General features: G+C 64.5%; 11 protein-coding genes and 1 pseudogene. 9 read left to right on the forward strand and 3 right to left on the reverse strand.

What is annotated here, in order from left to right:
• Nucleotide 1: 1 nt before the first annotated feature.
• A complete protein-coding gene (locus tag D3227_RS06275) occupies nt 2-2,086 on the reverse strand; it encodes a hydantoinase/oxoprolinase family protein (protein WP_120013360.1) in 2,085 nt (694 codons plus the stop codon).
• A gap of 89 nt (nt 2,087-2,175) precedes the next feature.
• Entirely contained in the window at nt 2,176-3,081 is a 906-nt protein-coding gene (locus D3227_RS06280; protein WP_120013250.1) for a LysR family transcriptional regulator, read from the reverse strand.
• 113 nt (nt 3,082-3,194) lie between these two features.
• On the opposite strand from D3227_RS06280, the gene D3227_RS06285 reads away from it, so the two are divergent.
• Nucleotides 3,195-4,313: an NAD(P)/FAD-dependent oxidoreductase gene (locus tag D3227_RS06285; protein WP_120013361.1), complete on the forward strand. Its 1,119-nt coding sequence runs from the start codon at nt 3,195-3,197 to the stop codon at nt 4,311-4,313.
• 147 nt (nt 4,314-4,460) lie between these two features.
• Here D3227_RS06285 and D3227_RS06290 read toward each other — a convergent pair.
• Nucleotides 4,461-4,586 (reverse strand): annotated as a pseudogene (locus D3227_RS06290) (hypothetical protein); the annotation flags it as partial.
• 127 nt (nt 4,587-4,713) lie between these two features.
• Between D3227_RS06290 and D3227_RS06295 the strand changes: the two are divergent.
• From D3227_RS06295 to D3227_RS06330, 8 genes are all read left to right on the forward strand, one after another.
• Nucleotides 4,714-5,724, forward strand: a complete 1,011-nt coding sequence (locus tag D3227_RS06295) for an ABC transporter substrate-binding protein (RefSeq protein WP_120013251.1) — start codon at nt 4,714-4,716, stop codon at nt 5,722-5,724.
• 72 nt (nt 5,725-5,796) lie between these two features.
• Nucleotides 5,797-8,274 carry an ATP-binding cassette domain-containing protein gene (locus tag D3227_RS06300; protein WP_120013252.1) on the forward strand — a complete coding sequence of 826 codons (2,478 nt, stop codon included), beginning with the start codon at nt 5,797-5,799 and terminating at the stop codon, nt 8,272-8,274.
• Nucleotides 8,271-9,293, forward strand: coding sequence for an ABC transporter permease (locus D3227_RS06305; RefSeq protein WP_120013253.1), 1,023 nt, complete (start codon nt 8,271-8,273; stop codon nt 9,291-9,293). The genes D3227_RS06300 and D3227_RS06305 overlap by 4 nt, the downstream gene beginning before the upstream one ends.
• A 109-nt stretch (nt 9,294-9,402) precedes the next feature.
• A complete protein-coding gene (locus D3227_RS06310) occupies nt 9,403-10,230 on the forward strand; it encodes a phosphogluconate dehydrogenase C-terminal domain-containing protein (RefSeq protein ID WP_120013254.1) in 828 nt (275 codons plus the stop codon).
• A 331-nt stretch (nt 10,231-10,561) separates the two neighbouring features.
• Nucleotides 10,562-11,503: a D-ribose ABC transporter substrate-binding protein gene (locus D3227_RS06315; RefSeq protein WP_120013255.1), complete on the forward strand. Its 942-nt coding sequence runs from the start codon at nt 10,562-10,564 to the stop codon at nt 11,501-11,503.
• Nucleotides 11,504-11,583: 80 nt separating this feature from the next.
• Nucleotides 11,584-12,243, forward strand: a complete 660-nt coding sequence (locus D3227_RS06320) for a DUF2291 family protein (protein WP_120013256.1) — start codon at nt 11,584-11,586, stop codon at nt 12,241-12,243.
• Nucleotides 12,240-13,796, forward strand: coding sequence for a sugar ABC transporter ATP-binding protein (locus D3227_RS06325; protein ID WP_120013257.1), 1,557 nt, complete (start codon nt 12,240-12,242; stop codon nt 13,794-13,796). Before D3227_RS06320 ends, D3227_RS06325 begins: the two co-directional genes overlap by 4 nt.
• Nucleotides 13,789-14,853, forward strand: coding sequence for an ABC transporter permease (locus D3227_RS06330; RefSeq protein ID WP_120013258.1), 1,065 nt, complete (start codon nt 13,789-13,791; stop codon nt 14,851-14,853). Before D3227_RS06325 ends, D3227_RS06330 begins: the two co-directional genes overlap by 8 nt.

Raw genomic sequence — 14,853 nt, forward strand, 5'->3', positions numbered from 1 at the left:
GTCACTCCGAAAAAGTCAGAAGAAGGTTGAGGTGACGGTCGACCCGTGCCTGGGTTCCCGCGGGAATGGCAAAGGTGGTGTCTTCCTGAACGACCACGGCAGGCCCGTGGAACGTGCTGCCCGGCACGAGGACTTGCCGGTCGTGGAGGTCGATGGTCTCGACGCTCAGGCCCGTGTAGACCGGCAGCCGACGCGCCGGAATGGCCGGAGCCTCGATCGCGTCGATCTCCGGGAAGAAGAGTTTCGGCCCCGCGCCTACGGCGGACAGCCGGACATTCACAAGTTCGATCTCGCCGTCCGGGTCGTGGAAATCGTAGAGCCGCTCATGGCTGAGGTGGAAGGCCTGCTCGATGGCGGCCATGTCGCCGTCCGCCAGCCATTGTGGCAAAAGGACAACCTCGATTTCATAGCTCTGCCCGATATAGCGCATGTCGCAGGAGAGATTGAGTTCCGCCGCTGTGTCGTGCCCCTGCGCCACGAGCCAATCACGGCCCTCACGCGCGAGTGCCTCGAAGGCCTCGCGGATCCCGGGGAGCGACGCAGCCGACAGCGGGGTAAAGACAGTGCGAATGAAGTCGCCGCGCAAATCCGCCACCAGTCCGCCCAGCGCCGAGACTACGCCGGGGCGGCGGGGCGCCATGACGCGCTTCATGCCGAGCTCGCGGGCAAGGAAAGCGCCGAGCATCGGGCCGCCGCCGCCGAACGGCATCAGCGTGAAATCGCGCAGGTCTACGCCGGCCCGCGAGGCGAGTTTCTCGACCTCGACGAACATTTCCGACACCGCGATGTCGAGGATCGCCTGCGCGGTCTGCTCGACCGGGCGGCCGAGCCGGGCGGCAAGGTCACCGACCGCGCGATGCGCCAGTCCAGTATCGATCCGCAACTGGCCGTAGGCCATCTCGCTGTGACCGAGCCATCCGCAAACCACCATGGCGTCCGTCACCGTCGCCTGCTCGCCGCCACGGCCGTAGCATGCCGGTCCTGGCGTCGAACCGGCCGACTCCGGCCCGACGCGTAGTACCCCTTGAGCGTCGACACTGGCGATCGAGCCGCCGCCGACGCCGATCGAGCTCACCGAGACGGAAGGGATATGGAGCGGAAATTCGCCAATCAGCTCGCCGGTCCCGAACTGCGGCTCGCCACCGATGATGAGCGCGAAGTCGGCCGAGGTCCCACCGATGTCGAGGGTAAGGACTTTGTCCTCCCCGGCCTGACGCGCCAGCCACGAGGCGCCGATGACCCCGGAGGCCGTTCCCGACAGCAACATGTTCACGCAGGCGCGTTTGCCTTCGGCGGCGTTCATCAGGCCGCCGTTCGACTTCGTCAGCATGGGACGGGCCGGCACGCCGCGGCCCTTCAGCCGCTCTTCCAGCGCCGTCAGATAGCCTGAGACGCGCGGATGGACATAGCCATTGAGAATGGCGGTCGAGCTGCGCTCGTATTCGCGGATGACCGGCCACACCTCGGCCGAGGAGAAGACGAAGAGGTCGGGCGCAAGACGCGTGATCGCCGCCTTCACCGAGGCCTCCTGGGCGACGTTGCGCCAGGAATGGAGGAAGGACACGATGATCCCCTGCGCCCCGTTCGCTTTGGCTACCGCGACCGCCCTCTCCACGGCCACCATGTCCGGCGCCCGGGATTCACTTCCATCGGCACGCATGCGAGCCGGAATGCCGAAAACCATGTCGCGCGAGATCAGCGGGTCAGGCCGCGAGCAGAACAACGAATACATGTCCGGCATTCGAAGCCGCGCCAGTTCGATCACGTCCTCGAAGCCGGCATTGGTGAACAGCGCGAGCGGCGCGCCCTTGCGCTGGATGATCGTGTTGATGCCAACGGTCGTGCCGTGCACGAAGCGCGTCATATGGGTAGGATCAAAGCCTTCGCGTTCGGCGAGAAGGGTGAGGCCCGTCATCAATTCTGCGCCCGGGTCTTCCGGCGTGGTCAGCACCTTTAGCGAGGCGACCCGCCCGGAATGGGCTTCCAGTGCGCAGAAATCGATGAATGTCCCGCCGATATCGACGCCGACCTTCCAATCGGCCTCGTTCCGCACCTCATCCGCCGCGCGAGCGATTGCACCGTTCATCATGCGTCCCTTCCTGTCTGCCAACCAAAGCTGGCACGACTGGATGGTCCGGGTCCAAGATGTATGATGAGCAAGGATATAAGTCTTGCTTATGCTTTTGCGGGATCTTCATCCAGGACGGCAAAACAGGCTGCGCGGATTTCATCGCGCATCATCTCATCGGCCCGTGAAAGCCCTCGTGCACGCGAGGTAAGCAGCGAGATCGGAAATTCCGGTCCCGCCGCAAGCGGCCTCACGGCGAGCCCTGCGAACTGGTGCCACGGCAGCAGCCCGTCGACAAGGGCGATGCCCAGACCGGCCTGGACGAAACCGACCGCGGAGATGGATACGTCAATCTCGAGCGACGGCGAAAGCGTGACACCGTGCGCGCGGGCTGCATGAGCCAGTTCGTCGGCAGGGCGGGTGTTTCCGCGATAGGATATCAACTCCTGCCCGACGAGATCGGCTAGCGTCAACTCGGTCTTCTTCTGCAACGCGTGCCCGGCGGGCAACAGGCACACGAAGCCGATGCTCCCGATTACCTCGGCCGCGATGTCGGGAGGTAGGCGATCGTCCATGGCCACGCCGAGGCTGGCATCGCCGGCGCGCAGCATGTCGACGATCGCGGCGATCGGGGCGCTATGGGAACGCAGCAGAACATCAGGATGCTGTGCCCGAAATTTGGTGAATGCGCGCGGCAATATCGCCATGGCCGGCGGCGGGGACGCCGCAACCCGCACCAGCCCGGCGCGCCCCAGTCGCAGATCCGTGGTCTTGCGGCGCAGCCCATCGAGCCCTGCCGACAGCCTCTCGGCATCGGGGAATATTTCCAAAGCGTCCGGAGTCGGGCGTAGCCGGCCCTTCACCCGCTCGAACAATGCGAAGCCGAGTTCGTCCTCTGTGTGAAGCAGGATCTGACTGAGCGCAGGCTGGGAAATGTTCAGCATCCGCGCCGCGGCGGTCACGGTGCCCGCGCGCATGACGGCGATGAACACTTCGAGCTGACGCGCCCGCATTGCCACTCCATAGGTAAAGCTTATGGCTCTTGTTCAAACCCATCTTTGACGCAATGCGGCGGCGCGGACAAGATTGGCGTTCAAGGATCATCCGCTGTGCACAAGGAATGACTATGGATGTGATCGTGCTGGGCGGCGGATTGATGGGGACGGCTTCGGCCTATTTCCTTGCCAGGCGCGGCGCTCGCGTGACGCTGATCGAGCGCAATCGGATCGGCACCGGAGCCACCGTCGCCTCCTTCGGCAACATCCGGCGCACGGGGCGTCATCTGTCCCAGCTTCCGCTCGCCCACCGCTCGCTCAAGCTGTGGGGCGAGGCTGATAAGATGCTGGGCCGTGACGTGGAATTCCGCGCCAGCGGTCATATCCGGCTGATCTTCGATGAAGGTAGTCTTACCGACATGCGGGCTTATGCCGAGGCGGCGCGGCCCTGGGGGCTCGAACTGGAGGAACTCGGACAGAGCGAGATACGCGCCCGTTTTCCCGGCCTCGGTCCCGACGCGATCGCGGCGTCATTCTCGCCGCACGACGGCAGCGGCAACCCACGGCTGATCGCGCCGGCCTTCGCCGAAGCCGCCCTCAAGCTTGGCGCGGCGATCGTCGAGGATGCCAAGATCGAAAGGATCGAGCGGACCGACTCCGGTTTCCTTGTCGCCACATCAGAGGGCACGTTCGCTGCCGAGTGCCTGCTCAATACCGCCGGCGCTTGGGGCGCGCGCATCGCCGCGCAGTTCGGCGAAGAAATTCCGCTCGACGCCCGCGGCCCGCAGATGGGCGTGACCGAGCCACTGCCGCATCGGATCCTGCCGGTGGTCGGCATCTGGACGCGCGACAAGGACCATGGCGCCTATCTGCGCCAGGTCGAACGGGGCAACATCGTCTTCGGCGGCGCGGCCGAAAGGGTGCCGGTGGACCTCGATCCCGGCCACGCGGCCGCCGATCCCACGCGCCTTCCGTTGCAGTTGCGCGCGGTGGCGCGCCTCCTGCCGGCGATCGCACAGGTTGCGATCATCCGCACCTGGTGCGGCTGCGAGGGCTATATGCGGGACATGCTGCCGGTCATGGGTCGCTCGGCGACGACGGAGGGGCTGTTCCACGCCTTCGGCTTTAGCGGACACGGCTTCCAGCTCGGCCCAGGCGTGGGCGACGCCATGGCCGAGCTCATCACGACCGACCGCTGTGAAACGCCGCTCGATGATTTCAGGGTCGATCGCTTCAGCCGCGCCGCTTAAAGAAATAACTGCCGACCATCCGCACTCCATGCTTCCTTTGCGGGAAAATCATTTCACTTGTCCGAATGACCGCTTGTGGGCGACTGGCAGGCTGGCAACAGGCCGAATTGGGGAGCACGCAGAAGGTGCGCACCGCCCTGTAAGCCGGTCTGGGACAATCTCGCGCGACAGGTTGAGCGGAAGGTCGGCGGTGTCGACCAGGCCCCTCACAAACCGCAGGTAGCGCGGTAGAAGCTCGGCATCGTCGGCGATGAAGACGCGCTTCTCGTAGAGCGCTTGTTCAGCCGGCTACCCGATTAAACAGCAAACGCTTGCCTATTTGGTATGCTGGTATAATGTGTACCTGACATGGCGTCATTCTCAGCATAGGCCATGCTCGGCTATCTTTTGGGAGGAAAACATGAGACTTTCAATCGTGGCGGCGCTTGCTAGCGCCGCGCTGGCAAGCGTTTCCGTGCTGCCGGCAATGGCGTCTCCGGACGCGCCGGTCATCGCGCTGGCTAACGCCTACTACGGCAACACCTGGCGGCACCAGATGGTGGAGGCGTTCGAGGCCTCGGCCAAGGAAGCCAAGGCGGCCGGACAAATCGCCGACTACATCGTCATGAACGGCGACGGCTCGGTCGCGCAGCAGAATAGCCAGATCGCCGAACTGATCCTCAAGAAGGTCGACGTGCTCGCCGTCGACGCCGCCTCGGAAACCGCTGTCAACGGCATCATCGAAAAGGCCTGCAAAGCCGGCATCATCGTCATCTCCTTCGATTCGGTTGCTTCGGCGCCCTGCAACTACCAGCTCAATTTCGACTTCAAGGGCTACAAGGCAACCCAGGCCGAGGCCGTCTTCAAGATGCTCGGCGGCAAGGGCAACGTCATTCAGGTGCGCGGCGTCAAGGGCTCGGCACCCGACAACGACATGTTCAACGCACAGAAGTCGGTGTTGGCCAAATACCCCGACATCAAGGTGGTGGCGACCGTCTATGGCCAGGCGACCGCCTCGGTGGCACAGGCGGCGATCGCCAATGTGCTGCATGTCGACGCCGTGCTCGGCCAGGGCGGCAGTGACGATGTCGGCATCGCGCAGGCCTTTGTCCAGTACGGCGGCGACTACGCCGGCAAGATGCCGATCATCGAGGGTGGCGGCGGCACCGACTTCGTCAAATGGTGGGCCGACGAGAACGCCAAGAACGGCTACCAGACGGTGTCGATGAACACGACGCCCGGCATCGGCGGCGCCGCCTTCTGGCTCGGCCTGTCGCTGCTGAAAGGCGCCACGGCGCCCAAGCTGATGATCATGCCGGTGGCGACGGTCGACGCCGGCAACCTCAAGGAATACGCCAAGCTGCCCGGCGGCCAGATCATCAGCCCGAGCTATTCGCTGGACTGGGTGAAGCAGAACCTGCTCAGCAAGTAGCGCGACGAGACTATGGATCGGGCGCTGCCGATGGCCGCGCCCAATCCTCGCTTGCGAAGAAACGGAGGACGAATGTCCCATCTTGCCGTTGCCGATCAGGAGAGCGCGGCTGCGCCGATCGCTCCGATCCGGCAAAGCGTCGTCGCGCTCGGCCAGATCACCAAGAGCTTCGGACCGACGCTCGCCAATACGGGGATCGACCTCTCTGTCGGCGCCGGCGATATCATCGGGCTGGTCGGTGGCAACGGTGCTGGCAAATCGACGCTGATGCGCATCCTGTGCGGCTCGATGTGGCCGACGCTCGGCTCAATCTCTTTTGCCGGCGAAGAGGTGAATTTTGCCGACTACGGCACGGCCGAAGCGCAGAAGCGCGGCATCCGCATGGTGCATCAGGAGCTGTCGCTCTGCGCCAATCTGTCCGTCGCCGAGAATTTCTTTCTCGAGACTCCCGGCGACTCGGCAAGCCGGCCCGGTTGGCGCTCGCTCTATCGCACCCGTGCCCGCTCGGCGCTCGATGCGGTCTTCCCAGGCAACGGCGTCGATGCCGACGCCGAGGTCGGCCATCTCTCCATCGCCGAACGCCAGATGGTGGAGATCGCGCGCGCCGCGGCGACGCCTGGGGTCAAGCTGATCGTGCTCGATGAGCCGACCTCTTCGCTCGACCTCGACCGTTCGAAACAACTGAGAACCTTCATCCGCGAGCGGGCGAAGGCCGGCCTCGCCTTCATCTTCATCAGCCACAAGCTGCAGGAGATCATCGACATCGCCACCGAAATCGTGGTGCTGCGCAATGGCCGCACCGCATGGCAGGGCAAAGTCGCGGATGCCTCGATCGGCAAGCTTGTGCAACTGATGGGCGGCGATGCCAATCCCGTCCATCAGCACACAGTCTCGGCCGCCTCCTCCCGGGACATATTGGTGCGGCTCGCCGGCCCGCTGACGGCGGAGCTCGGCCGCGACATCGACATCGTGCGCGGCGAAATCGTTGGGCTGGCTGGCCTCGAAGGCAGCGGCCAGAAGGAACTGCTGCATGCGATCTTCAGCCCCGACCGCAGACAGAGTGCTTCGGTGATAAGACATGCGGAGGCCGGCTTCATCGCCGGCGACAGGCAGAAGGAAGGCGTGTTCCCGCTGTGGAGCGTGCTCGGGAACATCAGCATCGGCGCCGTTGCCCGCCGCCCGGCGCTCGGGTTGGTTTCCGATCGCGCCAACCGCGACACGGCCGCCGATGCCGCCGACCGGCTGCGGCTCGACGACAAGCGCTTTCAGTCCAACATCACCGAGCTCAGCGGCGGCAACCAGCAGAAGGCGCTCGTCGCCCGGGCGCTGGTCGCAGACACGCCGATCATCCTGCTCGACGACCCGACGCGCGGCGTCGACATCGCCACCAAGCAGGATTTCTACCGGCTCTGCAACGAGATCGCGCGCGGCGGCCGCAGCCTGATCTGGCATACGACGGAAGATGCCGAGCTGCTCGCCTGCGACCGCGTTCTGGTCTTCTCCGGCGGCCGGATCGTTCGGGAACTTTCGGGCGAGGCGATCACGGAATCAGCCATCGTCGGTGCCTCCTTCACCCAGCCGGCGCACAAGCATGCCGGCGCCGGGCGCAAGGACGCGGCCAAGACCGGACTTGCCCGACGGCTGGTGAACGCCGCGCCCTTCATCGGGCTGGCCACCGTGCTGGCGGTGATGATCGCGGCCAATCCGGCGGTCGCCTCGAGCTTCGGGCTCGACCTGCTCTTGATGCCGGCGCTGTCGCTGGTGCTGGTGACGGCGGCGCAGATGTTCATCGTCGGCGGCAGCGAGATCGACCTCGGCGTCGGTGCCTTCGCCGGCCTGGTCAGCGTGCTCAGCGCTACGCTGCTCTACGACCAGCCATGGCTCGGCGCACTGGCACTGGTGGCAGCGCTCGCCGCCTATGCCGGGCTTGGCGGCGTGATCCAGGCGCGCAAGATCCCGGCCATCGTCGTCACGCTCGGCGCCTCCTTCATCTGGGTCGGGCTCGGCTATGCGCTGCAGCCGACGCCCGGCGGCGCCAGCCCGGAATGGCTGTCGGCGCTCTTCAACTGGTCGCTCGGCTTCGTTCCCACGTCGATCATCCTCATCGCCGCCGTCGCGCTGATAAGCTTGGTCATCGACCGGCTGCCGCTCGGCGTGGTGCTGCGCGGCTTCGGTAACAACCCGACGGCGATGATCCGCTCGGGATGGTCATCGACGCGCTATGCTCTGGTGCGCTACCTGATCGCCGGGCTGTTTGCGGGTGCAGCCGGCCTATCGCTGACGGCGATCAACACGGCGAGCGACATCAATTCCGGCAATTCGTTCACGCTGCTCGGCGTCGCAGCCGTGGTGATGGGCGGCTGCTCGCTTCTTGGCGGCGTCATCTCGCCGATCGGCGCGGTCGCCGGCGCTGTGACGCTTTCGCTAATCGGTGCGCTGCTCGGTACGCTCAACGTCAGCAGCGACTATAACGCCGCCACGCAAGGCCTGATCCTGGTCGCGCTCTTGACGCTGCGCAGCCTGACCGCCGACCGCAGGAGCGAACAATGAACGCGCTCGCCACCTTCAGCCTCTGGGCGCAGAGGAACCGCTGGGTCTGGGCGGCGATCGGCGTGCTGCTTCTGTGGCTCGTGCTTTCGGTCGTCACCAACCGCTTCAGCCTGTCCAGCCTGTCGGGCATCGTGCTGTCGGCGTCTTTCCTGACGGTCGTCGGCGTCGGCCAGATGTTCGTGGTGACGACCGGGCGCGGCAACATCGACCTCTCGGTCGCCTCGGTGATCACGCTCAGCGCCTTTGTCGCGCTGCTCACCATCAGGGGGCAGGATGCCAACCTTGCCATCGGCCTTGTCGCAGCAGTCCTGCTCGGCCTTGCCGTCGGCGCGCTGAATTCACTGCTCGTCGTCGGGCTCGGCATTCCGGCGATCATCGCGACGCTGGCGACCGGCTATGTGCTGGCCACCGCGACGCTGCTGTCGAACAAGGCGATACCCGGCTTCGCCGTCAGCCCGGCGCTGAAGGATCTGGCGACGGGCCGTGTTTCCGGCGTGCCGATCATGGCCATCATCGCGATCCTCGGCGTAGCAGCAACCTCCTTCGTGCTGCGCTATACCGTGTTCGGACAGTTGCTGTCGGCGGTCGGCCAGAACCGTGCCGCGGCAAGGCTCGCTGGCATCCGGAACGGACCGGTGATCGCGTCGGCCTTCATCATCTCCTCGGTGCTGGCCTCGCTCGACGGGCTGCTGCTCGGCGCCTATATTGGCGGCGCTTTCCTGGAGATGGGGCAGCCCTATCTGCTTCAGTCGATCGCCGCGGTGGTGCTCGGCGGGACGCTGATCTTCGGCGGTTCGGCAACCGCTGTCGGAACCTTGTTCGCCAGCATCCTGCTGATCCTGATCGTCACCACCATGCAGATCATCGGCCTGCCTCCCGGCGCCCAAGACATCGTGCAAGGCATCGTCGTCATCTTCGTGCTCGCGCTGGCCGGCCGGCAGGCAATTGTGAGGCGCTCGGCTGCCGATCCAGCCGGCAACGATGGTGCCGCCACCTCAACGGCCGGGCGGCCGTCATGAGTGCACCGCATTCACCACTATCCGATTGCCAAAATCTGGTAGTGTGATTATACCAGTTGATAAGTTGACGATTGGCGAGAGCGCCGGAGAGATCAGGAGTAGTGACCAGATGACAACGATTGCGCTGTTCGGTGCCGGCGGCAAAATGGGTTACCGCCTGTCGACCAATTTTCGCAGCTCGCCCTACACGATACGTCATGTCGAGGTCAGCGAAGCCGGCCGTGAGCGGCTGAAGACCGGACTGGGCTTCGATGCGGTCAGCGCGGACGAGGCGCTCAAGGACGCCGATGTGGTGATCCTTGCCGTTCCCGACACGCATATCGGCAAGGTGGCGGAGAGCATCGAAAGCAAGCTTGCGCCGGGCACGATGGTGGTGGTGCTCGATGCCGCCGCCCCATTCGCCGGTCATCTGCCGAAGCGGCCGGACCTCACCTATTTCGTCACCCATCCCTGCCATCCGCCGATCTTCAATGACGAGACCGACATGGCGGCGAAGAAGGACTTTTTCGGCGGCGTCAAAGCCAAGCAACATTTCGTCAGCGCGCTGATGCAGGGGCCGGAGGAGCACTACGCCAAGGGCGAGGAGATCGCCAGGATCATCTGGGCGCCGGTGATGCGCTCGCACCGCGTGACGGTCGAGCAGATGGCGCTGCTGGAGCCCGGTCTGTCTGAGACGGTGTGCGCCTCGCTGCTGGTCGTCATGAAGGAAGCCCTCGACGAAGTCGTGGCACGCGGCGTCGACAGGCAAGCGGCGCTCGACTTCCTGCTCGGCCACATGAACGTGCTCGGCGCCGTCATCTTCGGCGAGACCAAGGGCGTGTTCTCGGATGGCTGCAACAAGGCTATCGAGTTCGGCAAGCCGGTGCTGATGCGCGACGACTGGAAGCGCGTCTTCGAGCCGGAAGAGATCGCGGCCAGCATCCGGCGGATTACTTGAGGTGGGTCAAATGGTCGATCTCGGCGCTGCGCCAATTCTCGCCAGTCAGAAGCACACCAATCGAAGTCGCTCAGATACACATCATATGAATTAGTGGTTGACTCATCATACCAGTTAGCATTAGCTAATAACGGATCGATCACGCTTCGCAGGGAGCTCGAAGCCGGGACGAGTGGAGGACGGCGGGGAATGGGAGCGAGATCGGTTCGGATGAAAGCCGGCGAACGGCTTTTCAAACCCGAGCGACGCGCTGCCTGCACTGCCTGACGAAATTCAAAGCAGACAAGGGCCTTGGTCGATCGAGGCACGGTTTTTTCAACGGGAGGACTTCATGAAACTCACTCGCAGAATGACGCTTGCGGCTTTTGCCGGCGTGCTGGCGCTCGGCACGGCGATGCCTGCCTATGCGGCGGATCTCATCGCCATCATCACGCCCTCGCACGACAATCCATTCTTTAAGGCGGAAGCCGTCGGCGCCGAAGCCAAGGCCAAGGAGCTCGGCTACGAGGCGCTGGTGCTGGTCCATGACGACGACGCCAACAAGCAGTCCGAACTGATCGACACGGCGATCGGCCGAGGTGCCAAGGCGATCATCCTCGACAATGCCGGCGCCGATGCCACCGTCGCCGCCGTGCAGAAGGCCAAGGACGCCGGCATCCCCTCCTTCCTGATTGACCGCGAGATCAACGCCACCGGCGTTGCCGTGGCGCAGATCGTCTCCAACAATTACCAGGGCGCCCAGCTCGGCGCGCAGGAGTTCGTCAAGCTGATGGGCGAGAAGGGCAATTTCGTCGAGCTCGTCGGCAAGGAATCCGACACCAATGCCGGCATCCGCTCCAAGGGCTATCACGACGTCATCGATGACTATCCGGACCTGAAGATGGTCGCCCAGCAGTCGGCCAACTGGAGCCAGACGGAAGCCTATTCCAAGATGGAATCGATCCTGCAGGCCAATCCCGACATCAAGGGCGTGATCTCCGGCAACGACACGATGGCGATGGGCGCCTATGCAGCCCTTGCCGCCGCCGGCCGCAAGGACGTCATCGTCGTCGGCTTCGACGGGTCGAACGACGTGCGCGACTCCATCACCTCCGGCGGCATCAAAGCGACCGTCCTGCAGCCAGCTTTCGCGCAGGCGCAAATGGCCGTCGTGCAGGCCGACGACTTCATCAAGAACAAGAAGTCTCCCGCCCAGGAAAAGCAGCTGATGGACTGCGTGCTGGTCAATGGCGACAATGCCAAGAAGCTGGAGACCTTCGCGCTCACCAACTGAGCCGGCGTCACATCAATCGCAAGGGACGGACCTCCGGTTCGTCCCTTGCCTCCATTTTTCGTGGGTGCTTCCTGACCGCCATGCCGAACAAGCTGACCTGGTTGAGCTTAGCCGTGCCAATTCTTGCCGGAATGGCCGGTCTCGGGCTCACCGCCTGCAAGATTCTGCCGACGCCGTCGGCGCAAAACGGCGGTACAGCGCCGGCCTTCAACCCCGACAAGATGGTCGAAGATATCTGGGCGGCGAAGGTGATCCCCTATCTGCAGCAGAAAAGTGGGCCGTTCCCCGAAGTGCACGCTTTGGCCACCGCCGATCCGGCCGCAGCCGGCGCCAAATACGGCAACCCGAAGAAGCAGGCGAATTCGCCATGGACCTTCGCGGTGCGGGTGGAGGGCAAGATCGTTGCGGCAAATACGCAATCCCGCGCGGCGACCATCGATGTCGATGTCGACGGCGACGGCAAGGCGGATGCGCGGGTGCAGATCGGCCCAGCGGTGCGCGGTACCGCGCTGCGCGACAGCCTGGACTTCATCCAGTTCAACGACTTCACCAATCAGATCGACTTCGCCCAGTTCGGCAAGGCGTTCAACACCTATGCCGACAAGATGGTGCTGTCCAAGCTGCCGCGCGAGTCCCTCGAAGGCAGCAGTGCCAAGGTGCTCGGTGCCTACACGCTGAGCAGCGGCCAGGACCTGCCGCTGGTGACGCCGGCGGAGGCAGAGATCGGGCCGAAGCCATGAGCGCGGAAACCGAACGCGAAATCATCCTCAAACTGGAGGATGTGTCAAAGGTCTATTCGGGCACCGTCGCGGTCAAGCATGCTAATTTCGAGGTGCGCAGGGGCGCGGTCAATGTGCTGGTCGGCGAGAATGGCGCCGGCAAGTCGACGCTGATGAAGATCATCGCCGGCGTCGAGCGGCCGACGGCCGGGCGCATCCTGCTCGAAGGCGAAGAAGTTTCGTTCGCCTCGTCCGGCGATGCGGTGGACCGCGGCATCGGCATGGTGTTCCAGGAACTTAACCTGTTTGGCAATTTGAGCGTCGCCGAGAACATCTTCGCCACCCGCGAGATCACTAACCGGTTCCGTAAGATCGATCGCAAGGAGCAGGAGCGCCGCGCGGCCGAATTCCTCGAACGGCTACAGGCCGGAATCCGCCCGGACGTGCTGGTCGAGGATTTGCGTATCGGCCAGCAGCAGTTGGTCGAGATCGCCAAGGCGGTCTCGCTCGACGCGCGCATCCTGATCATGGACGAGCCGACCTCGGCGCTGAGCGCGGCGGAAGTCGAGATCCTCTTCAAGGTGATCGCCGACCTCAAGGCGCGCGGCGTCGCCATCGTCTACATCTCGCACCGGCTGGAAGAGCTGATCCGCATCGGCGACTACATCACCGTGCTGCGCGACGGCCGCATCACCGGCCAAGAGAAGATGAAAAACGTCGACACGCAGTGGATCGTGCGGCAGATGATCGGCTCCGACGCCAAGGATTTCGCCAAGGCCGACGGCCATCTGCCTGGCGAGGAGATCTTTCGTGCCGAGGAGATCTGCTTGCCGCGCGCGACCGGCGGGCTTGCCGTCGACCATGTCTCGCTGTCGCTGCGCGCCGGCGAGATCTTGGGCATCTACGGCCTGATGGGCGCAGGACGCAGTGAACTGTTCGACTGCATCATGGGCCGCCACGTGCATGCCACCGGTTCGATCTTCATCGCCGGCAAGAAGGTGCGCGAGCGTGACACGACGCGGCGCATCCGGCGCGGCCTGGCGCTGATCCCTGAAGACCGCCAGCGCGAGGGGCTGGTGTCGATCCTTTCGGTCGCCAGCAACCTGACGCTGGCCAGCCTGTCGCGCTTCGCCCGCCTGTTCCATATCCGTGGCGCCGAGGAAAGACAGGCGGTGACCGGCATGGTGCGCGAACTGGCGATCAAGGTCGCCGACCCGGCGCAGGAGGTCTCCTCGCTGTCGGGCGGCAACCAGCAGAAGGTGGTGATCGGCAAGGCGCTGCTCACCGGACCGAAAGTGCTTTTGATGGACGAGCCCAGCCGCGGCATCGACGTCGGCGCCAAGGCCGACGTCTTCCGCACCATGCGCAAATTGTCACGCGACGGGCTCGGCATCCTCTTCGCCACCTCCGACCTCGACGAGGTTATGGCGCTGTCCGACCGCATCGCGGTGATGAGCAACGGAAAACTGACCGGCATGTTCGATCGCGCCGAGGCGACGGAAGCGGCGATCGTCGCCGCATCGGCGCTTGGCCACGGACCCGCAGGGCATACGGAGACAAACGTCCATGACTGACATTCCAGCCAAGGCGGCTGCCCCTTCCGCGTCCAACGGCTCTGTGCTGCTGACGCTGATGAAGCTCAGGACCTTCATCGCGTTGATCGCGGTTCTGGTGTTCTTCTCGATCGCGGCGCCGAACTTCCTGTCGGCCGCCAATTTAATCCTGATGGCGAAGCATGTGGCGCTCAATGCCTTCCTGGCGATGGGCATGACCTTCGTCATCATCACCGGCGGCATCGACCTCTCGGTCGGCTCGATCGTCGGCCTGTGCGGCATGGTTGCCGGCTACCTGGTACTGAACGGCATCGACCTGCAAATCGGCTACACGATCTATTTCAACGTCGTCGAGATCGCCTTGATCACGCTTGCCGTCGGCATACTGATCGGAGCCGTCAACGGGCTGCTGATCACAAGGCTCAACGTCGCGCCGTTCATCGCCACGCTCGGCGTGCTCTATGTCTCGCGCGGCCTGGCGCTGCTGTCGTCCGACGGCCGCACCTTTCCCAATCTGGTCGGCAAACCGGAGCTCGGCACCACCGGCTTCGGCTATCTCGGCGCCGGCAAGCTGCTTGGCCTGCCGGTCTCGATCTGGATCCTGATCGTCGTGGCGCTGGGCGCGGCATATCTCGCCAAGTACACGCCGCTCGGCCGCCACATCTTCGCCGTCGGCGGCAATGAGCGGGCGGCGCGGATCTCGGGCGTGCGCGTCAACATGGTGAAGATGTTCGTCTACATGTTCTCCGGCTTCTGCGCGGCGATCGTCGGCCTGATCATCTCATCCGAGCTGATGGCATCGCATCCGGCGACAGGAGAGAGCTTCGAGCTCAATGCCATCGCGGCGGCGGTACTCGGCGGCACTTCGATGTCAGGCGGACGCGGCACGATCGGCGGCACCATCGTCGGCGCCTTCGTCATCGGCATCCTGTCCGACGGGCTGGTGATGATGGGGGTCAGCTCGTTCTGGCAGATGGTGATCAAGGGTCTCGTCATCATCGTCGCCGTGGTCGTCGACCAGGCGCAGCGCCGGCTGCAAAGCCGCGTGACGCTCATGCAGATGGCAAAGGTGGGCTGA

It is taken from the genome of Mesorhizobium waimense, from assembly GCF_003601975.1.
Classification (GTDB): Bacteria; Pseudomonadota; Alphaproteobacteria; order Rhizobiales; family Rhizobiaceae; genus Mesorhizobium; species Mesorhizobium waimense.